Origin of the sequence: Streptomyces malaysiense (assembly GCF_000980885.2) — a bacterium.
Taxonomy (GTDB): Bacteria; Actinomycetota; Actinomycetes; order Streptomycetales; family Streptomycetaceae; genus Streptomyces; species Streptomyces malaysiense.
In genome coordinates, this window is sequence record NZ_LBDA02000006.1 from 223,137 (window position 1) to 243,137 (window position 20,001).

Sequence of the window (20,001 nt, forward strand, 5' to 3'; positions counted from 1 at the left end):
GGGCGGGGCGCACCCGGGCGGCGGGCGGGGGAGCCCGTACGAGCCGTGCGGCCGGGGCGGGCCCCGGCGCCGGGACGGCGGGACCGGCCGGTCGGGGCGGGGCGGGAAGGCCGTAGCATGGCGGGACGATCGACCGAGGGGGAAGTAACGCGTGTCAGACGGAACGCAGTCGAGTGGGGCGGCCGGCGGTCACGATCCGTGGGCGCCGCCCGAGCAGGGGTTGTCGCTGAACAAGGACCAGCCCGCCGCGCCGGGTGCGGGGCAGCCTCCGGCGCAGCCGCCGTCGGTGCACGAGCAGGCCACCGTGACCGACCTGCCCACCGGCGGGTACGCCCAGCCCAACTTCGCCCCGCCCGCCCCGCCGACCCAGGGCGCACCGGGCTTCGGCGCGCCCACCCCGCCCGCGTTCGGCGCCCCCGGCACGGGTGAGCCCGTGCCGCCCCCGCCGATCGCGCCCACCGGCCCCGGCGTGCCCCCGGCGCCCGCGCCGCCCGCGGGCGGCTACGGCTACCCCGGCTACCCGGCCGCCGGGAGCTACGGCTGGACCGGTATGCCGATGACCCCGCAGAACGGCATGGGCACCGCGGCGATGGTGCTCGGCATCCTCTCGATCTGCCTGTTCTGCCTGTACGGGGTCGCCTCCGTGATCCTTGGCATCCTCGCGGTGGTCTTCGGCGTCAAGGGGCGGCGCCGCGCCGAGCGCGGCGAGGCGACCAACCACGGCCAGGCCCAGGCCGGTCTGATCATGGGCATCATCGGCATCATCGTCGGCGTCGCGGTGATCGTGCTCCTCGCGATCGGCATCACCGCCGCGATCAACGACGACTCCGGCTCCGATCCGTACTACGGCTCCCTGCACTCCGTCCCGGCGGCGGTGGCGGCACAGCGCTGATCGTCTCGATCCATGCCCGCCGGACCGCGGAACCCGGTCCGGCGGGCATCGTCGTACCCAGCCCGCCGCACTCAGCCCCCCGCCGTGTCCGGCCCCCGCCGTATCTGCTGCCCCGCCAGTTCCGCCCGCGCCTCCATCAGCGCGAAGCCCAGCAGATTCAGCCCCTGCCAGCGCTCCGGGTCCGAAGCCGCCTCGTCGTCCGCGGCCAGGCCGATGCCCCACACCCGGTCCACCGGGCTCGCCTCGACCAGCACCCGCTCGCCCGTTTTCAGCAGGAACGCGCCGAGCGCGGGGTCGGCTGCGAACTTGTGGACGCTGCCCTCGACCACGATCCGGAACCGCTCCCGCTCCCATATCGCCTCGTCGAAGCCGCGGACCAGGCGGCCCGCCTTCTTGGCCTGGGCGGGATGTGCCGCCGCGAGGACATGACGCTCCGCCTCGGCGTCGCCGAACAGCCGGGCCTTCGCGGCCATCATCCAGTGCTCCGCCGTCGCGTACCGTCTGTCGGCGACCACGAAGGGTGAGGGCCACCACTGGCTCAGACAGCTCGCGCCGATGCTTCCGTCCGGCCGGGGGCGGTGTCCCCAGAAGTGCAGGTACTTGATCCGGGACCCCGCCCGGACCTCGCTGACCAGGGCCTGAAGCCCGTCGATCCTCCCCATGCACGCGAGTCTGGCACGCACCACTGACACTCCGTCCGGCATTTCCTCGGCCGACTCGACACCTGGTCGACAGATTCCGTCGCGTAACCAAATGGAAACAACGGAATCACTTGTTGGAGGCTGCTGGCTCTGTCAGGATCGGCACTCAAATCGAGCTGGAGCTACGCCACCCACCCCCGGGACGGGGGTGATCGGCGGAGGAGAGCGACATGCACAACCCGGGCACCGCCGGCCAGGAACGATTTCCCGCAGAGGACCGTTTCGCGGAAGGCGCGCAGTTCATCGCCGGCCGTCTGACCAAGGGCACCTCCGGTCGCCGCCACGCCGTGGTGGACCCGGCCACCGGCGACGAGGTGTACACCTACGACCTGGCCGGCACCGAGGACGTCGACGCGGCCGTCGCCGCCGCGCGCGCGGCGTTCCCGGGCTGGGCCTCGGCCACCCCGGGCGAGCGCTCGGACGTCCTGCACCGCTTCGCCGCCGTGCTCGCCGACCGCGCCGAGGACCTCGCCGCCGCGGAGTCGCTCCAGTGCGGCAAGCCGCTCAAGCTCAGCCGCGAGTTCGACGTCCCCGGGACCATCGACAACACCGCCTTCTTCGCGGGCGCCGCCCGACACCTGCAGGGGCAGTCCGCCGGTGAGTACTCCGGCGACCACACCTCCTACGTCCGGCGCGAGCCGATCGGTGTCGTCGGGTCCATCGCGCCGTGGAACTACCCGCTCCAGATGGCCGCCTGGAAGGTGCTCCCGGCGATCGCCGCCGGCAACACCATCGTGCTCAAGCCCGCCGAGCTGACCCCCCTGACCTCGCTGCTCTTCGCCCAGGCCGCCACCGCCGCGGGCCTCCCGGACGGCGTGATCAACATCGTCACCGGCACCGGCCGGGAGGCCGGTGAGCACCTGGTCGGGCACGCGGACGTCGCCATGACCTCCTTCACCGGCTCCACCGGCGTCGGCAAGCGCGTCGCCGAGGTCGCCACCTCCACCGTCAAGCGGCTCCACCTGGAGCTGGGCGGCAAGGCCCCGTTCGTCGTGTTCGACGACGCCGACCTGGACGCCGCCGTCAACGGCGCCGTGGCCGGCGCGCTCATCAACACCGGCCAGGACTGCACCGCCGCCACCCGCGCCTATGTCCAGCGGCCGCTGTACGAGGCGTTCGTGGAGCGCACCGCCGCCCTGATGGAGACCGTGCGGCTCGGTGACCCGTTCGCCCCCGGCACCGACCTCGGGCCGCTCATCTCGCACGCCCAGCGCGACCGCGTCGCCGGCTTCGTGGAGCGCGCCCGCTCCTACGCCCGCGTGGTCACCGGCGGCGAGGCCCCCGGCGGCGACCTGGCCAAGGGCGCCTACTACCGGCCCACCCTCATCGCCGACGCCGCCCAGGACAGCGAGATCGTCCAGTCCGAGATCTTCGGACCCGTACTGGTCGTCCTGCCCTTCGACACCGACGACGAGGGCATCAGGCTCGCCAACGACACCCCGTACGGCCTCGCCGCCTCCGCCTGGAGCGGCAGCGTCTACCGGGCCAACCGCGCCACCCGCGACATCAAGGCGGGCTGCGTCTGGATCAACGATCACATCCCGATCATCAGCGAGATGCCGCACGGGGGCTACAAGGCCTCGGGCTTCGGCAAGGACATGTCGGCGTACTCCTTCGAGGAGTACACGCAGGTCAAGCACGTAATGTTCGACAACACCGCGGTGGTCCGCAAGGACTGGCACCGCACGATCTTCGGGGACCGGTAGAGCGACCCCCGGCCGCGGGACCCCCGCCCGCGGTCCGCTCCGCCAGGAACGCCGCCCGTCCCCTCCACCGGGCACCCCCTCCCCTCCCGAAAGGCCACCACGCGCATGGAGAGTTACGAGCCCGACCGCCTGACACCGGTCGAAACGGCCGCCGTACGCCGGAGTTTCCGCAGCGGCAGGGCCGCGCTGACCCGCCGTTCGCTGCTGCGCGCCTCCGCCGGGGGCGCGCTCGCGATCGGCGGACTCGGGACGCTGAGCGCCTGCGGCATCCCCGCCGCGACCAAGAACCAGGGCGGCGTGTCCGCCGACGACCACTCGGCCACCGAGAAGGTCGTCAACTTCTCCAACTGGCCCGAGTACATCGACGTCGACGACTCGGGCAAGCACCACCCCACGCTCGACGCGTTCGCCGAGCGGACCGGCGTCCGGGTCAAGTACACCGAGGACATCAACGACAACGACGAGTTCTTCGGCAAGATCCAGCCGGAACTCGCCGCGGGCCAGGACACCGGCCGCGACCTGATCGTCCTCACCGACTGGCTGGCCGCCCGGATGATCCGGCTCGGCTACGTCCAGAAGCTGGACGCGGCCAACCTGCCGCACGCCTTCGCCAACCTCTCGGACCAGTTCCGCGACCCCGACTGGGACCCGGGCCGCGCCTACTCCTACCCCTGGCAGGGCATCTCCACCGTCATCGCCTTCAACAAGAAGGCCCTGGACGGCGTCGAGGTGAAGTCGGTCTCCGACCTCCTGGACAACCCGAAGCTCAAGGGCCGCGTCAGCTTCCTGACCGAGATGCGGGACACCATCGGCATGACCCTGCTGGACCTCGGCAAGGACCCGGCGAAGGTCACCGACGACGACTACGGCGCGGCCATCGCCCGCCTCCAGAAGGCCGTCGACAAGGGCCAGATCCGCCGCTTCACCGGCAACGACTACACCTCCGACCTGGCCAAGGGCGACATCGCCGCCTGCGTCGCCTGGGGCGGCGACATCGTCCAGCTCCAGGCCGACAACCCGGACGTCGGCTACCTCATTCCGGACAGCGGCTACATGACGTCGACCGACAACCTGCTGGTCCCCAACAAGGCGCGCCACAAGACGAACGCCGAGCGGCTCATCGACTACTACTACCAGCCCGAGCCCGCCGCCGAACTCGCCGCCTACGTCAACTACGTGAGCCCCGTCGCGGGGGTCGTTCCCTACCTCGCCAAGATCGACAAGTCGGCCGCGACCAACCCGCTGATCGTGCCCGACAAGGCCATGCAGGCGAAGTCCCACCCCTTCCGCGCCCTGACGCAGAAGGAAGAGACCGCCTACCAGCAGAAGTTCTCCAAGCTCACAGGGGCGTGACGACCACGATGACGACAGACAACAGCGGCGACGTCCGCCTCTCCGGTATCGGCAAGACCTACGGCGCCTTCACCGCCGTGCACCCGCTCGACCTCACCGTGCCCCAGGGCTCCTTCTTCGCCCTGCTCGGCGCCTCCGGCTGCGGCAAGACCACCACCCTGCGCATGATCGCGGGCCTGGAGGAGCCGACCAGCGGCACCGTGCACCTCGGCGACCAGGACGTCACCCACCTGCCGCCGTACAAGAGGCCCGTGAACACGGTCTTCCAGTCCTACGCCCTCTTCCCGCACCTCGACATCTTCGAGAACGTCGCCTTCGGACTGCGCCGCCGCGGCCTCAAGAGCGTCAAGAAGCAGGTCGAGGACATGCTGGACCTGGTCCAGCTCGGCGAGCAGGCGCGCAAGAAGCCGCACCAGCTCTCCGGCGGCCAGCAGCAGCGCGTCGCCGTCGCCCGCGCGCTGATCAACCACCCCAAGGTGCTGCTGCTCGACGAACCGCTCGGCGCCCTCGACCTCAAGCTGCGCCGTCAGATGCAGCTGGAGCTCAAGCGCATCCAGACCGAGGTCGGCATCACCTTCATCCACGTCACGCACGACCAGGAGGAGGCCATGACCATGGCCGACACGGTCGCGGTGATGAACGGCGGCCGCGTCGAGCAGCTCGGCGCCCCCACCGACCTGTACGAGAACCCGAGGACCACCTTCGTCGCCAACTTCCTCGGCACCTCCAACCTGATCGAGGCCGAGGTCGACACGAAGAGCGGCGACGACATCGTGCTCAAGGCCGCCGGCGACAAGCTGGTGCTGCCCGCCGCGCGCTGCGGCGCCCCCGCCCCGGCCGGCGGCAAGGTGCTGGTCGGCATCCGCCCCGAGAAGATCGCGCTCGCCCACGCCGACGACGCGGGCGGCATCCCCGAGGGCCGCAACCGCCTCACCGGCAAGATCGCCGACGCCAGCTTCATCGGCGTCTCCACGCAGTACGTCATCGACAGCCCGGCCTGCGCCGAACTCTCGGTCTACGTCCAGAACGTCGAACGGGACGCCCGCCTGGTCCCCGGCGCGGACGTCGTCCTGCACTGGAGCCCCGCGCACACCTTCGGCCTCGACGCGGCCCAGGCCATCGACGCGGGCACCGGGGAAGAGGTCGCCGCCTGATGTCGACGCTCACCGAGGCGCCCCCGCCGCTCGCCCCCGCCGAATCCGCGGCCGAGCCCCCGCGCAAGCGCGGCCGCTTCACCCCGTACTGGCTGCTGCTGCCCGGCATCCTGTGGCTGGTCGTGTTCTTCGCGCTGCCGCTGGTCTACCAGGCCTCCACGTCCGTGCAGACGGGCTCCCTGGAGGAGGGCTACAAGGTCACCTGGCACTTCGCGACCTACTGGAACGCCTTCTCCGAGTACTGGCCCCAGTTCCTGCGGTCGATCTTCTACGCCGCCGGTGCCACCGTGCTGTGCCTGCTGCTCGGCTATCCGCTGGCGTACCTGATCGCCTTCCGCGCGGGCCGCTGGCGCAACCTGATCATGATCCTGGTGATCGCGCCGTTCTTCACCAGCTTCCTGATCCGCACCCTGGCCTGGAAGACGATCCTCGCCGACAACGGCCCCGTGGTGCACGCGCTGAACTCGCTGCACGTCCTGGACCTCACCGACTTCCTCGGCTGGACGGCCGGCGACCGGGTGCTGGCCACCCCGCTCGCGGTGGTGTGCGGACTGACGTACAACTTCCTGCCGTTCATGATCCTGCCGCTGTACACCTCGCTGGAGCGGATCGACGGGCGGCTGCACGAGGCGGCCGGCGACCTGTACGCCAAGCCGTCGACCACCTTCCGCAAGGTGACCTTCCCGCTGTCGATGCCGGGCGTGGTCTCCGGCACACTGCTGACCTTCATCCCGGCTGCCGGTGACTACGTCAACTCCGAGCTCCTCGGCTCCACCGACACCCGCATGATCGGCAACGTGATCCAGACGCAGTTCCTGCGCATCCTGGACTACCCGACGGCGGCGGCCCTCTCCTTCATCCTCATGGCCGCGATCCTGGCCATGGTGACGATCTACATCCGCCGGTCCGGGACGGAGGACCTGGTCTAAATGCCCGTCGTCAACTGGCTCAAGCGCCATCTCGTCGTCATCGCGGGACTCTTCACCCTCGCGTATCTGCTGCTGCCGAACGTCATCGTCACGCTGTTCTCCTTCAACAAACCGAAGGGGCGCTTCAACTACCAGTGGCAGCAGTTCTCCCTGGACGCCTGGAAACAGCCGTGCGGCGTCGCCGGCATGTGCGACTCGCTGTCCATCAGCCTCCAGATCGCCGTGTGGGCGACGCTGGGCGCCACCGTCCTCGGCACGATGATCTCCTTCGCGCTGGTCCGCTACCGCTTCCGCGCGCGCGGCGCCATCAATTCACTGATCTTCCTGCCGATGGCGATGCCCGAGGTCGTCATGGCCGCCTCGCTGCTCACCCTGTTCCTCAACATGGGCGCCCAGCTGGGCTTCTGGACGATCCTGATCGCCCACATCATGTTCTGCCTGAGCTTCGTCGTCACCGCGGTCAAGGCGCGTGTGATGTCGATGGACCCGCGGCTGGAGGAGGCCGCCCGGGACCTGTACGCGGGCCCGGTGCAGACCTTCCTGCGGGTCACCCTGCCGATCGCGGCACCAGGAATCGCCGCGGGCGCGCTGCTGTCCTTCGCGCTCTCCTTCGACGATTTCATCATCACCAACTTCAACGCCGGATCGACCGTCACCTTCCCCATGTTCGTGTGGGGTTCGGCGCAGCGCGGCACGCCCGTTCAGATCAATGTGATCGGCACGGCCATGTTCCTGCTCGCCGTGGTGCTGGTCCTGGTGTCGATGCTGATCAACAATCGCCGTAACAGTCAAAAGGCGTAAACCGAAAAGCGCGCAATGGAAAAGCGCGGAAAAGCTCTGTAGGGAGTTGAAATCATGGCCCCAAGCGCCATGAGTCGTGGCCAAGACAAGTGGATCGCATCTCTTTCCGAAGCCCAGCCGGTCCCGTACTGGCTGGAAGACCCCGGCAAGCCGGGGCCCGAGCCCGCCCTCACCGGCCCCGAGACCTGTGACCTGCTGGTCGTCGGCGGCGGCTACAGCGGACTGTGGACCGCGCTCATCGCCAAGGAGCGCGACCCGCAGCGGGACGTGGTCCTGCTGGAGGGCCGCGAGGTGGGCTGGGCCGCCTCCGGCCGCAACGGCGGCTTCTGCGCCGCCTCCCTCACCCACGGCCTGCCCAACGGGCTGACCCGCTGGCCCGAGGAGATCCACAAGCTGGAGGAGCTGGGCCGGCGCAACCTCGACGAGATCGAGGCGGCCGTCGCCCGGCACGGCATCGACTGCGAGTTCGAGCGCACCGGCGAGATCGACGTGGCCACCGAGACCTACCAGGCATCGGAGCTGCGCGACTGGCACGGGGAGCTGCAGGAGCGGGGCCTCGCGGACGGCATCGACTTCCTGGACGAGGCCGCCGTGCGCGCCCAGGTGAACTCCCCGACCTTCAAGGCGGGTCTGTGGGACCGGCGGGGCGTCGCCATGCTGCACCCGGCGAAGCTCGCCTGGGGACTGAAGCAGGCGTGCGTCCGGCTCGGGGTGCGGGTGTACGAGCACACGCCCGCGCTCACCCTCAAGCCGTACGGCGCCGGGATGGCCGTCCGCACCCCGTACGGCGCCGTGCGCGCCCGCAAGGTCGCGCTCGGCACCAACATCTTCCCGAGCCTGCTGCGGCGCGTGCGCTCGTACACCGTCCCGGTGTACGACTACGCGCTGATGACGGAGCCGCTCGGCGACGAGCAGCTCGCGGAGATCGGCTGGCGGGGCCGCCAGGGACTCGGCGACAGCGCCAACCAGTTCCACTACTTCCGGCTGTCCGCCGACAACCGGATCCTGTGGGGCGGCTACGACGCCATCCACCACTACGGCGGCCGGGTCCGGGCGGAGTACGACGACCGCCCCGAGACCTACGCCAAGCTCGCGGGACACTTCTTCACCTGCTTCCCGCAGCTGGAGGGCACCCGGTTCACCCACGCCTGGGGCGGCGCGATCGACACCTGCTCCCGCTTCTCGGCCTTCTTCGGCACCGCCCACCAGGACAAGGTGGCCTACGCCGCGGGCTTCACCGGCCTCGGCGTCGGCGCGACCCGCTTCGGCGCGGACGTCATGCTCGACCTGCTGGACGGGGAGCGCACCGAGCGCACCGAGCTGGAGATGGTCCGCAAGCGGCCGCTGCCGTTCCCGCCGGAGCCGTTCGCCTGGACCGGTATCGCCCTCACCAAGTGGTCGCTGGCCCGCGCGGACGCCCACGGCGGCCGCCGGAACCTGTGGCTGCGCACGATGGACAGGCTGGGCCTGGGCTTCGACAGTTAGTTCGCGTGACCCAGGTCACTCGCCAGGGGTCCCGGAACCCGCGTAATGCTCATCCACGGCCTCCCTCTCTCCTGCCGAGGCGGCGCGTCCGCGCCGCCCGCCGAGGAGAGCGGGAGGCCTTTCGATGGGCGGGACGAAGACGGCGGTGGAGTGGCTGGCGTCCGTGGCACCGGATCCGCGGGGGTGCCGCCGGGAGTGGGAGCGCAATCCGCACGGGGTCGCGCTGCTGCCCGCGGGCCGGGCCTGGGACGTGCTGATCCTGCCGGCCCGGCTGGGGCACCCGACGCTGGCGGTGCTGACCCGGATGTCCGGCCGGCCCGGCCCGGTGCTCGCCGACTCCGGTGACAACCGGATCGGGTTCTTCGTGCCGCCCGGAACCGCGGACCGCTGGCTCGGTACCGGGGTCCGTACCGCCGGCGCCGGCACCTGGATCGTCGTACCGCATCCGGGCCGGCCGAGCCGGGGGGTGCGCTGGGTGGTGCCGCCGGACGGATCGGGCGCGCTGACCGACGCCGCGCCGCTGGAACTGGCGATGCACGAGGCGGCGGCACGGCTGGTGCTCGGGGCGGGGGAGGGCGGGTAGCGCTCGTATGTCTTGACACCAGGATTGGTCTGGACCAAATTGAGTGCCGTTCCACCCTCCAACTCCCCCTTGCCCCGGAGGTCTTCGTGGACCGCTCCAGACCCCTGCTCGCCCTCCTCGCGGCCACGGCCCTCGCCGTGCCCGGCCTCACCGCGCTCTCGTCGGCCGCCCACGCGGCCGACGCGGACGTGCTCCAGAACGGCGGCTTCGAGTCCGGCCTGTCCGGCTGGACGTGCTCCGCCTCCTCCGGTACGACGGTCGACTCGCCCGTGCGCAGCGGCAGTTCGGCGCTCCAGGCCACCCCGGCCGGCAGCGACGACGCCCAGTGCGCCCAGTCGGTGAGCGTCCAGCCCGACTCCCAGTACACGCTGGCCGGTTACGTCCGGGGGTCGTACGTCTACCTGGGTGCGAGCGGCACCGGCACCACCGACGTCTCCACCTGGACCCAGTCGGCACCGGACTGGCAGAAGCTGAGCACCACCTTCACCACCGGGCCCTCGACCACCGAGGTCACGGTGTACACCCACGGTTGGTACGGCACGGGTGCCTACGACGCCGACGACCTCTCCCTCACCGGCCCCGGCGGCAGCGGCACCACCCAACCACCCGCCGTACCGGCCGGGTTGACCGCCTCCTCGGTCACCGCCACGTCCGTCACGCTGTCCTGGTCGGCGGTGAGCGGCGCCACGGGGTACGCGGTCTACCGCGACGGAGTCAAAATGCAGACGGCGAGCGGGACCTCGGCCACCGTCACGGGGCTCACGGCCTCGACCGCGTACAGCTTCCAGGTCACGGCGGTCAACGACGCGGGGGAGTCCGCGAAGTCGGCGGCGGTGGCGGTGACGACGGACTCCGGCGCGGGCGGCGGCTCGGGTGGCGGCGGCTCCGCCGGTCTCCCGGCCCACGCCCTCGTCGGGTACCTGCACGCCGGCTTCGCCAACGGTTCCGGATACACCAGGCTCGCGGACGTCCCCGACAGCTGGGACGTCATCGACCTGGCCTTCGCCGAGCCCACCTCGCCCACCTCCGGGGACGTGGAGTTCACCCGCTGCCCGGTCACCGACTGCCCGAACGCCGAGAGCGACGCCGACTTCAAGGCCGCGATCAAGGCCAAGCAGGCGGCCGGCAAGAAGGTGCTGATCTCCATCGGCGGCCAGAACGGCCAGGTCCAGCTGACCACCGCGGCGGCCCGGGACGCCTTCGTCTCCTCCGTCTCGAAGATCATCGACACCTATGGCCTCGACGGCCTCGACATCGACTTCGAGGGCCACTCGCTGTCCCTGGACACCGCCGACACCGACTTCAAGCACCCCACCACGCCCGTGATCGTCAACCTCGTCTCGGCGCTGAAGACCCTGAAGGCCGAGTACGGCGAGAAGTTCGTGCTGACGATGGCCCCGGAGACCTTCTTCGTCCAGAACGGCTACCAGTACTACGGCACCGGCAAGTGGGGCGGCCAGGACCCGCGCTGCGGCGCCTACCTCCCGGTGATCTACGCCCTGCGCGACGACCTCACCCTGCTGCACGTCCAGGACTACAACTCCGGCCCGATCATGGGCCTGGACAACCAGTACCACTCCATGGGCGGCGCGGACTTCCACATCGCCATGACCGACATGCTCCTCACCGGCTTCCCGGTGGCCGGCGACCCGGACAACGTCTTCCCGCCGCTGCGCCCCGACCAGGTGGCGATCGGCATGCCCGCCTCCACCGAAGCGGGCAACGGCTACGTCGCCCCGTCCGAGGTCACCAGGACCCTGGACTGCCTGACGAAGAAGATCGACTGCGGCTCGTACACCACCCATGGCACCTGGCCGGATCTGCGCGGCCTGATGACCTGGTCGATCAACTGGGACCGCTACTCGAACTGGGAGTTCCAGAAGACGTTCGACGGCTATTTCGGCTGAATCCCGGCAGCGCGCAGAGCGCGGTCAGCAGGACCGCGCTCAGGCACCAGCTGGCCAGCACGTCCAGCGGCCAGTGGTAGCCGTGCCGGACCAGGCCGTAGGAGACGCCCAGGACCAGGGCCGCGCAGAGCACGAGGACGGTACGGCGGGCCGCGCGGGAGCGGAGCCAGGGCAGCAGGAGGAGGGCCGCGGAGCCGTAGGCCACGGCGGCCGTGGCCGTGTGGCCGGAGGGGAAGTAGCCGACGGCCGGGGGCACCGCGGGGGTCCCCGGCCGGGCCGTCCAGTCCTTCAGCGGCACCACGAGCGCCGGGAGCAGCGCCATCAGGACGGCGGCGGCCAGGGGCGGCAGCCACCAGCGCGCGCGTCCGGCGCTCCGGCCGCGCCACAGGGCGTATCCCGCGGCGACGACGAGGACCGGGACGGCGACCTGGACATCGCCGAGGTCGGAGAGGAACTGCGCGAACCCGTCCGGGTGCACCAGCTCCCGGCTGAGGCGGGCGTCCGCGCGCAGCAGCGGACCGTGGCCGACGACCTGCCAGGTGATCAGCAGGAACAGTACGGCCGGGACGCCGAGGAGAAGGGCGCGGCGGGTGCGGGGGGCGGGGGTCGGCACGGGGGCCAGCTTGGCAGGCTGGCGCGGGAGCGGTCGTGCCGGGGCGGGGTTCCGGCCTCGCGGCACTCGCAGAAGCCTCGCGGCACTCGAAGAAGGAGGCCGGCCGCCCCGGAACAGGGGGGGGTGGTCACGGGGCGGCCGTCCGGACCGGAACGTCGCACGCCCCGGGGGGTTTGGGGCGGCGACCGTCCGATCGGTGAGGAGATCCCGGCGTCAGGCGCCGGTTGTGTGCGCGTAGGCACAACCAGGTCGAAGCTGGGGAGGCCCCGGCCTGAAATCGTCCACGGTCCCCCGTGGACGGGGTGCATCTCTCATCTGGGTAGAACCTACGGCAGGCCGAGACGCTTGGGCAGGCGCATTCCCGTCCCGACATGCACCCCGCACACCTTCTTCACACGGCCTGCCGCAGCCGGATTCCCGAGCCTCAGATGCGGGCCAGGGCCTGCTCGAGGACGTCCAGACCCTCGTTCAGCAGGTCCTCGCCGATGACCAGCGGAGGCAGGAAACGCACCACGTTGCCGTAGGTGCCGCAGGTCAGGACCAGCACGCCCTCGGCGTGGCAGGCCTTGGCCAGCGCGGCGGTGGCCTCCGGGTTCGGCTCCTTGGTGGCGCGGTCCTTGACCAGCTCGATGGCGATCATCGCACCGCGGCCACGGACCTCGCCGATGATGTCGAACTTCTCGGCCATGGCGGCGAGCCGGCCCTTCATGACCTCCTCGATGCGCTTGGCCCTGCCGTTGAGGTCGAGCTCCTTCATGGTCTCGATGGCACCGAGCGCACCGGCGCAGGCGACGGGGTTGCCGCCGTACGTACCGCCCAGGCCGCCGGCGTGTGCGGCGTCCATGATCTCGGCGCGGCCGGTCACCGCGGCGAGCGGGAGGCCGCCGGCGATGCCCTTGGCGGTGGTGATCAGGTCCGGGACGATGCCCTCGTCCTCGCACGCGAACCACTGCCCGGTCCGGCAGAAGCCGCTCTGGATCTCGTCCGCGACGAAGACGATCCCGTTGTCGGCGGCGAACTGGCGGACGGCGGGCAGGAAGCCCTTGGCCGGCTCGATGAAGCCGCCCTCGCCGAGCACCGGCTCGATGATGATCGCGGCCACGTTGTCCGCGCCGACCTGCTTGCTGATCTGGTCGATGGCCTGCTTGGCGGCCTCGGGGCCGGCGTTCTCCGCACCGGTCGGCCAGCGGTAGCCGTAGGCGACCGGGACGCGGTAGACCTCGGGCGCGAACGGGCCGAAGCCGTGCTTGTAGGGCATGTTCTTCGCCGTCAGCGCCATGGTGAGGTTGGTGCGCCCGTGGTACCCGTGGTCGAACACGACGACGGCCTGCCGCTTGGTGTACGCACGCGCGATCTTCACGGCGTTCTCGACGGCCTCGGCGCCGGAGTTGAACAGCGCGGACTTCTTGGCGTGGTCACCCGGTGTCAGCTCGGCCAGCGCCTCGGCGACGGCCACGTAGCCCTCGTACGGGGTGACCATGAAACAGGTGTGGGTGAAGTCCGCGAGCTGGGCGGAGGCCCGGCGTACGACGGCCTCGGCGGAGGCGCCGACGCTGGTCACGGCGATACCGGAGCCGAAGTCGATCAGGCTGTTGCCGTCCACGTCCTCGATGACACCGCCGCCGGCGCGCGTGACGAAGACCGGCAGCGTGGAGCCCACGCCCTGGGCGACCACGGCGGTACGGCGGGCCTGAAGCTCCTGCGACTTCGGGCCGGGGATGGCGGTGACGACGCGGCGCTCCTGCGGAAGTGCGGTCATGCGGGGCTCCTGGGGGTATTACGGACGCTTGCCTTCTTTTCTCGCAGGCTAAGACGGGTGCGGGGAGGTGGGCATGCTCCATGTGGGCGTTGTGCGCCACCGCGGTTGTCCGCGGTGGACATAGCGAGCGTACGACCGTCCGGACCCCCGGGCGCCCCCTCCGGCGCCGCAACCCCCGAACTCCCCTCCCCAGGCACTAGATTGCTCGCTGACGGTGGACGGATCGGCTGGTCAGGGGGCAGGGCGGATGCACAACGACGAAACCCGCAACACTCGCGGAACCCAACCCGGCCCACTACCCCACCCGACCCGCCCACCGGAACAAGGGGGGGTACCACCTCGTCCGGCGGTACCACCGAGTGCCCCGCCGAGGCCCGACGGCACGGCCTTCCTGACCTGGCTGCGCACCTCCCGTCCCGAGGCCGCGCCGGGAATTTGGCGCTTCGGCCACCGGAGCCGCCCGCGACAGGAGTCCGAGCGGACCCCCGGCCACCAGCTGATCGGCGGTGCGCTGATCGCGTTCCTCGTGGCCTGGCTGATGTGGTCCCTGCTGTCGCACGGCTATCTCGGCGGCTGGTGGGTGCTGCCGGTCCGCCTGCTCGCCCCGGATTCCTGGCAGAACAGTGACAGCGCGGTCGCGCAGGCACTCCTGTGGGACGGCTACTCCGTCCTCATCGTCGTCCTCCTCCTGGTCGTCGTCGGCCGGCTCGGCCGCTGGGGCGAGGTCTGGCGCCGGTACGGTCCGCCGGCCTGGCGGACCGCGCTGCCGGTGAGCGAGCGCCCGCCCGCCCCCGAAGAAGACCCCGCCGAGTTCTACCACCTCCGTGCCGCCGGGGCGCAGGAGGCGGCCGAGCGGCTGGCGAGGGAGGCGAAGGCCGGGCTGATGGGGGACGTGGACCATGCACGGATCGACCGGGCCTGGCAGGGGGTGCGGTCGGGGCGGCACAGTCTGGCCACGTTCACCGGAGCCGTGGTGAAGGACGGCTCCGCCGCCTGCCCGCACCCCTCCGGCCGGCGTGATCTGCCCGTCCGGCAGGCCAGGCACGACCTGGTCACCGGCCAGGTCCGGCTCGGCGCCACCGCCGACGACCCCCGCAACCCGTACCACTACCGCGGCACCGGCCTGGGCCTCGGCCCCGACCTGCTCGGTACCTCCTTGCTGGCCGTCGGCCCGGCCGGCTCCGGTAAGACCGGCACCCTGGTCCGGCCACTCGCCGAGTCGCTGTGCTTGCACGCCCTCGCGGGCCGCGCCTCGGTCGTGGTGGTCGGCGCGGCCGGCGCGGGACTCGGCCCGGCGGAGTCGTACGACGTCGTGATCCGCATCGGCCAGCCGGACTCCGTGTACGACCTCGACCTGTACGGCGGCACGACCGACCCCGACGAAGCCGCCGTCATACTGGCCGAGGCCCTCGCCGGCGACCTGGCCGACCCGCATCCGGGCAGCGACAGCCGCCGTTCCACCACCGTCCTCGCCCAGTTGCTCGGCCCCTTCCGCGCCGTCCACGGCCGGTTCCCCTCCGTGCCCGAACTGCGGGGTCTCCTCGACGGTGGACCCGGCCCGCTGAACGCCCTGCGTAAGGCGCTGACGGGCACCAGTCACGAGTCGCTGCTACGCGAACTGGACGCCAGGGAAAGGCAGATGGCCCACCCCGGCGATGTCGGCAGCGTGCTCGCCGACCGGATCGCCCTGCTCGACCGGCCCGCCTTCGCCTCCTTCTTCGACACCTCCGGGAGCACTCGGCCCTTCTCGCTCAAGGCACTCGACCATCCGGTCCGGGTGCGGGTCGACCTGCCCCAGCGGGGCCACGCCGACGCCTCCCGGATCCTGGCGCGGCTGGTGCTCGCCCAGTTCACGGCCACCGTGGCCGTCCGCGAGGACCGGTCGCTGTTCGCCTGTCTGATCCTGGACGACGCCACCGGTGTCATCACCCCGGAGGCCGTGCGCGGCATCCAGCGGCTGCGGTCGGCGAACGCCGGCGCGGTGCTCACCCTGCGCACCCTGGACGACGCGCCCCGGCCGCTGCGCGGTCCGCTGCTCGGGACCGTCGGCTGCCGGATGGCGCTGTCCGGGCTCACCCCCTGGGACGGGCAGGATTTCGCCGAGGTGTGGGGCAAGGAGTGGACCGAGACCCGGGACGTCACCGACCGGCAGATCATCGCTGAGACCCCGGCCGGCAAGGCCGTCCACATGGTGCGCCGGGTCATCACCGGCAAGGCGCCCACCGCTCGCGCCGTCACCGTCCGTCAAGTGGAACGCGAGCGCTGGTCGGCCTCCGAGCTCGCGCACGGGGTTCCGGCCGGGCATGCCGTGTTGTCGTTGACCAGTGTGCGGGGGGAGCACGCGCCGCCGTTGCTGGTGGATCTGCGGGCGTGAGCGGCCGCCGGGCCGGAGGGGGTGAAGCGGCCAGCGGGGGGTCGTACGGTGAGGCAGAATCGGGGGAGGCCGTTGGTACGTGGCGGCCAAGACAGATCTCCGTCACCGTGAAGGCAACATGCCCCCGACGCTCGCCTCACTCGTCCACCACTCGGCGCTGAAGCTGACCGTCCGGGCCGGTGCCGACCACCTCGACGTGCCCGTGCGCTGGGCGCACGTCAGCGAGCTGGCCGACCCCGTGCCGTACATGGAGGGCGGCGAACTGCTCCTGATCACCGCGCTCAAGCTGGACGCGGAGGACCCGGAGGCCATGCGCCGGTACGTGCGGCGCCTCGCGGGCGCCGGCGTCGTCGGGCTCGGGTTCGCCGTCGGGGTGAACTACGAGGAGATCCCGGGAGCCCTCGTCGACGCCTGCGCGGACGAGCCGCTGCCGCTGCTCGAAGTGCCCCGCCGCACCCCCTTCCTCGCCATCAGCAAGGCCGTCTCCGCCGCCATCGCCGCCGACCAGTACCGCGCCGTCACGGCAGGCTTCGCCGCCCAGCGCGAGCTGACCAAGCAAACCCTGAACTCCGGCCCCGAGGGACTGCTCACCGCCCTCGCCGCCCAGCTCGACGGATGGGCCGCGCTGTACGACGCCTCCGGCACCGTCGTCGCCGCCGCCCCCGACTGGGCCGGCCGCCGCGCCGCCCGCCTCACCGGCGAGGTGGAAAGACTCAGGGAGCGGCCCGCACCCGCCTCCTCCGTGGTCGGCGGCCCCGAGCACGAGGACCGCGTCGAGCTGCACTCCCTCGGCACCGGCCGCCGCCCCCGCGCCGCCCTCGCCGTCGGCACCGCCGCCGCCCCCGGCACCGCCGAGCGGTACGCCGTGCATTCCGCCATCGCCCTGCTCACCCTCACCACCGAGCGCTCCCGCTCCCTGCACGCCGCCGAGCAGCGCATCGGCACCGCCGTCCTGCGCATGCTGCTCGCCGGGGAACCCGACCACGCCCGCGCCGTGGCCGGCGACCTGTACGGCGGGCTGCTGGACGCCCCGTTCCGGATGATCGTCGCCGAGTCGGTGCCCGCCGCGCGGGCGGCCACGGCCGGCGGCGACCGGCTCGGCACCCTCGCCGAAGCCCTGGAGGCCGCCGCCGCGCGCTCCGGCGAGGCGGTCCTGGTGGTGCCGGAGGGCGAGCGGCTCGTGGTACTGGCCGCGGACGGCGGCGCGGCGGTGGCCGCCTGCACCGGCTGGGCCGCCGCGCTGGAGGCCGCCCGCACGAACGCCGAGCACACGGGCGCGGACGAGGACGAGCTCGTCGTGGGACTGTCCGCCCCGACCGGTCCGATCGCCGCCGCGGCCGCCTACAAGCAGGCCGAGCAGGCGCTGTCGGTGGCCCGGCGCCGGGGGCGGGTCCTGGTCGAGCACGAGCGGCTGGCCGCCGGATCCGTGCTGCCGCTGCTCGCCGACGACGCGGTGAAGGCGTTCGCCGACGGGCTGCTGAGACCGCTGTACGCGCACGACGCCACCGGCCGCGGTGACCTGGTCGCCTCGCTGCGCGCCTGGCTCTCCCGGCACGGGCAGTGGGACGCGGCCGCCGCCGACCTGGGGGTGCACCGGCACACCCTGCGGTACCGGATGCGCCGGGTCGAGGAGATCCTCGGGCGCTCGCTGGACGACCCCGACGTGCGCATGGAGCTGTGGCTCGCGCTGAAGGCCACCTCGACCGACCAGTAGGCGAGCCAGTAGTCCAATCAGTAGTGGCCGCGGCCCGTACTGCTACGGCACGGACAAGCGACCCCCGGCCCCGGCCGCCCTACCGTGGAGCACGAAAGCCAAGGACGCCCCCAAACGCGGAAAGGCCGGGAATCGCACATGACTTCCACCCACGCCTTCTGGCTCGCCGGCCGCCAGGCCACCGGCGACACCACCTTCGACGTCACCTCTTCGTGGGACGGCCGGCTCGTCGGCACCGTCAGCGTGCCGACCGACGCCCAGGTGGAGGAGGCCGTGGCCGCCGCGTACGCCGCCCGCGACGAGTTCGCCGCCACCCCCGCGCACGTACGGGCCGCCGCCCTCGACCACGTGGCCAAGCGCCTGACCGAGCGCACCGAGGAGATCGGCCGGCTGATCTCCGCCGAGAACGGCAAGCCCATCAAGTGGGCCCGCGGCGAGGTCGGCCGCGCCGCCTCGGTGTTCCGCTGGGCCGCCGAGGAGGCCCGCCGGTTCAACGGCGGCGAGGCCCAGCGCCTCGACACCGACGGCGGCGGCGAGGGCCGGCTCGCGCTCGTCCGGCGCTTCCCGAAGGGCGTCGTGCTCGGCATCGCGCCGTTCAACTTCCCGCTGAACCTGTGCGCCCACAAGGTCGCCCCGGCGATCGCGGCCGGCGCCCCGATCATCCTCAAGCCGGCCCCGGCCACCCCGCTGTCCGGCCTGGTCATCGGCGAGCTGCTGGCCGAGACCGAGCTGCCGGCCGGCTCCTGGTCGATCCTGCCGGTCGCCAACGACAAGATGCCCGCCCTGGTCCAGGACGAGCGCCTGCCGGTCATCTCCTTCACGGGTTCCGAGAAGGTCGGCTACGCGATCATGGACTCGGTGCCGCGCAAGCACTGCACCCTGGAACTGGGCGGCAACGGCGCGGCCGTCGTCCTCGGCGACTTCGCCTCGGACGCCGACCTGGACTGGGCCGCGAACCGCATCGCGACCTTCTCCAACTACCAGGGCGGCCAGTCCTGCATCTCCGTGCAGCGCGTGATCGTGGACGCCCCGGTGTACGACCGCCTGCTGCCGCGCATCGTGGCCGCCGTCGAGGCCCAGGTGACCGGCGACCCGGACGATCCCAGGACCGATGTCGGCCCGCTGGTCAGCGAGGACGCCGCCAAGCGCGTGGAGTCCTGGGTCAAGGAGGCCGTGGAGGCCGGTGCCTCGCTGCTCACCGGCGGCGACCGTGACGGCGCCTCGTACGCGCCGACCGTGGTCACCGACCTCCCCGCGGACGTCACCCTCGCCCGCGAGGAGGTCTTCGGACCGGTCCTGAGCGTGCAGAAGGTCAACGGCGAGGCCGAGGCCTTCGCCGCGGTCAACGACTCCAAGTACGGCCTCCAGGCGGGCGTGTTCACCCACGACCTCCAGGCCGCCTTCCGCGCCCACCGCGCCCTCGAGGTCGGCGGCGTGGTGATCGGCGACGTCCCGTCCTACCGCGCCGACCAGATGCCCTACGGCGGTGCCAAGCAGTCCGGCGTCGGCCGCGAGGGCGTCCGCTCCGCGATGGAGGACTACACCTACGAGCGCGTCCTGGTCCTGACCGGGCTCGCGCTCTGACCCGCCCCGGACCCGCCCGGCGGAACCGGTCCGCCGGACAGGTCCGCCAGAGCTGATCTGCCGAGGCACGATCCCCTGGGATCCGGCCCGCCACGGACAGGTCGGAACGGAACGGCCGCAGCCCACTGTGCGGGGGCTGCGGCCGTTCTCCGTGTCCACCGGGATTCGGAGACGGATGTGGCCGAACAGCGCGTCGTCCACAGTTCGCCCACCGCGCCGGGTGCGACCGGTCGCGTGAACTGACCGGGGGCGACGTCCGGTGCCGGTGATCACCGCGACGCACTTATCGACATGCCGGGGTCCGCGAGAGACGTCAATTCCTCCGGGGTGGACCGGAAGCAATTGGAAGGGGCCGGCGCCGATCTCGGGGAATGTGCCTTCGGCGTGGTCGGCAAGGCCGATGTGACGTGGCGGATCCTCGCGTGCGACGGGCCGGGGCCTCCTGT

Annotated in this window: 15 protein-coding genes; 12 read left to right on the forward strand and 3 right to left on the reverse strand. The window is 71.9% G+C overall.

The window, feature by feature from the left end; all coding sequences use genetic code 11:
- Positions 1–151 precede the first annotated feature (151 nt).
- Positions 152–892, forward strand: coding sequence for a DUF4190 domain-containing protein (locus VT52_RS03345; RefSeq protein ID WP_046421072.1), 741 nt, complete (start codon positions 152–154; stop codon positions 890–892).
- Positions 893–963: 71 nt separating this feature from the next.
- Here the strand turns inward: VT52_RS03345 and VT52_RS03350 are convergent, their stop codons facing one another.
- Positions 964–1,554, reverse strand: coding sequence for an NADAR family protein (locus VT52_RS03350; RefSeq protein WP_079174805.1), 591 nt, complete (start codon positions 1,552–1,554; stop codon positions 964–966).
- 209 nt (positions 1,555–1,763) lie between these two features.
- Here VT52_RS03350 and VT52_RS03355 point away from each other — a divergent pair, with 209 nt between their 5' ends.
- The 8 genes from VT52_RS03355 to VT52_RS03390 all read left to right on the forward strand — a co-directional run bounded on the left by VT52_RS03355 (position 1,764) and on the right by VT52_RS03390 (position 11,511).
- A complete protein-coding gene (locus VT52_RS03355) occupies positions 1,764–3,299 on the forward strand; it encodes a gamma-aminobutyraldehyde dehydrogenase (RefSeq protein WP_046421074.1) in 1,536 nt (511 codons plus the stop codon).
- A gap of 105 nt (positions 3,300–3,404) precedes the next feature.
- Positions 3,405–4,652, forward strand: coding sequence for an ABC transporter substrate-binding protein (locus tag VT52_RS03360; protein ID WP_046421075.1), 1,248 nt, complete (start codon positions 3,405–3,407; stop codon positions 4,650–4,652).
- Between the two features lie 8 nt (positions 4,653–4,660).
- The gene (locus VT52_RS03365; protein WP_046421077.1) at positions 4,661–5,806 is read left to right on the forward strand and encodes an ABC transporter ATP-binding protein; all 1,146 of its coding nucleotides are present in this window, start codon (positions 4,661–4,663) and stop codon (positions 5,804–5,806) included.
- Positions 5,806–6,735 carry an ABC transporter permease gene (locus tag VT52_RS03370; protein WP_046421078.1) on the forward strand — a complete coding sequence of 310 codons (930 nt, stop codon included), beginning with the start codon at positions 5,806–5,808 and terminating at the stop codon, positions 6,733–6,735. Before VT52_RS03365 ends, VT52_RS03370 begins: the two co-directional genes overlap by 1 nt.
- Positions 6,736–7,536 (forward strand): ABC transporter permease, encoded by an 801-nt coding sequence (locus VT52_RS03375; RefSeq protein ID WP_046421079.1) that lies wholly within the window; start codon positions 6,736–6,738, stop codon positions 7,534–7,536.
- A gap of 54 nt (positions 7,537–7,590) precedes the next feature.
- A complete protein-coding gene (locus VT52_RS03380) occupies positions 7,591–9,021 on the forward strand; it encodes an NAD(P)/FAD-dependent oxidoreductase (protein ID WP_046421080.1) in 1,431 nt (476 codons plus the stop codon).
- A gap of 124 nt (positions 9,022–9,145) precedes the next feature.
- Entirely contained in the window at positions 9,146–9,604 is a 459-nt protein-coding gene (locus VT52_RS03385) for a hypothetical protein (RefSeq protein WP_046421081.1), read from the forward strand.
- A gap of 86 nt (positions 9,605–9,690) precedes the next feature.
- Entirely contained in the window at positions 9,691–11,511 is a 1,821-nt protein-coding gene (locus tag VT52_RS03390; RefSeq protein ID WP_046421082.1) for a chitinase, read from the forward strand.
- Here VT52_RS03390 and VT52_RS03395 read toward each other — a convergent pair.
- Both VT52_RS03395 and gabT read right to left on the reverse strand, forming a co-directional pair.
- Entirely contained in the window at positions 11,450–12,124 is a 675-nt protein-coding gene (locus VT52_RS03395) for a phosphatase PAP2 family protein (protein ID WP_046421083.1), read from the reverse strand. The genes VT52_RS03390 and VT52_RS03395 overlap by 62 nt on opposite strands.
- A gap of 424 nt (positions 12,125–12,548) precedes the next feature.
- Positions 12,549–13,883 carry a 4-aminobutyrate--2-oxoglutarate transaminase gene (gene gabT / locus VT52_RS03400; RefSeq protein ID WP_046421085.1) on the reverse strand — a complete coding sequence of 445 codons (1,335 nt, stop codon included), beginning with the start codon at positions 13,881–13,883 and terminating at the stop codon, positions 12,549–12,551.
- Positions 13,884–14,130: 247 nt separating this feature from the next.
- Between gabT and VT52_RS03405 the strand changes: the two genes are divergently transcribed.
- The 3 genes from VT52_RS03405 to VT52_RS03415 all read left to right on the forward strand — a co-directional run bounded on the left by VT52_RS03405 (position 14,131) and on the right by VT52_RS03415 (position 19,555).
- On the forward strand, positions 14,131–16,257 hold the full coding sequence (locus VT52_RS03405) for a hypothetical protein (RefSeq protein ID WP_046421086.1): 2,127 nt from the start codon (positions 14,131–14,133) through the stop codon (positions 16,255–16,257).
- Positions 16,258–16,375: 118 nt separating this feature from the next.
- Positions 16,376–17,971, forward strand: a complete 1,596-nt coding sequence (locus tag VT52_RS03410) for a PucR family transcriptional regulator (protein ID WP_046421087.1) — start codon at positions 16,376–16,378, stop codon at positions 17,969–17,971.
- A 138-nt stretch (positions 17,972–18,109) separates the two neighbouring features.
- On the forward strand, positions 18,110–19,555 hold the full coding sequence (locus VT52_RS03415) for an aldehyde dehydrogenase family protein (protein WP_046421088.1): 1,446 nt from the start codon (positions 18,110–18,112) through the stop codon (positions 19,553–19,555).
- Positions 19,556–20,001 lie beyond the last annotated feature (446 nt).

What these genes read in the sequence shown, in the direction of transcription:
- VT52_RS03415 (WP_046421088.1), top strand. Translation starts at nt 18,110, where the DNA reads ATGACTTCCACCCACGCCTTCTGGCTCGCCGGCCGCCAGGCCACCGGC.
- VT52_RS03375 (WP_046421079.1), top strand. Translation starts at nt 6,736, where the DNA reads ATGCCCGTCGTCAACTGGCTCAAGCGCCATCTCGTCGTCATCGCGGGA.
- VT52_RS03370 (WP_046421078.1), top strand. Translation starts at nt 5,806, where the DNA reads ATGTCGACGCTCACCGAGGCGCCCCCGCCGCTCGCCCCCGCCGAATCC.
- VT52_RS03380 (WP_046421080.1), top strand. Translation starts at nt 7,591, where the DNA reads ATGGCCCCAAGCGCCATGAGTCGTGGCCAAGACAAGTGGATCGCATCT.
- VT52_RS03350 (WP_079174805.1), bottom strand. Translation starts at nt 1,554, where the DNA reads ATGGGGAGGATCGACGGGCTTCAGGCCCTGGTCAGCGAGGTCCGGGCG.
- VT52_RS03410 (WP_046421087.1), top strand. Translation starts at nt 16,376, where the DNA reads ATGCCCCCGACGCTCGCCTCACTCGTCCACCACTCGGCGCTGAAGCTG.
- VT52_RS03355 (WP_046421074.1), top strand. Translation starts at nt 1,764, where the DNA reads ATGCACAACCCGGGCACCGCCGGCCAGGAACGATTTCCCGCAGAGGAC.
- VT52_RS03360 (WP_046421075.1), top strand. Translation starts at nt 3,405, where the DNA reads ATGGAGAGTTACGAGCCCGACCGCCTGACACCGGTCGAAACGGCCGCC.
- VT52_RS03365 (WP_046421077.1), top strand. Translation starts at nt 4,661, where the DNA reads ATGACGACAGACAACAGCGGCGACGTCCGCCTCTCCGGTATCGGCAAG.
- VT52_RS03385 (WP_046421081.1), top strand. Translation starts at nt 9,146, where the DNA reads ATGGGCGGGACGAAGACGGCGGTGGAGTGGCTGGCGTCCGTGGCACCG.
- VT52_RS03405 (WP_046421086.1), top strand. Translation starts at nt 14,131, where the DNA reads ATGCACAACGACGAAACCCGCAACACTCGCGGAACCCAACCCGGCCCA.
- gabT (WP_046421085.1), bottom strand. Translation starts at nt 13,883, where the DNA reads ATGACCGCACTTCCGCAGGAGCGCCGCGTCGTCACCGCCATCCCCGGC.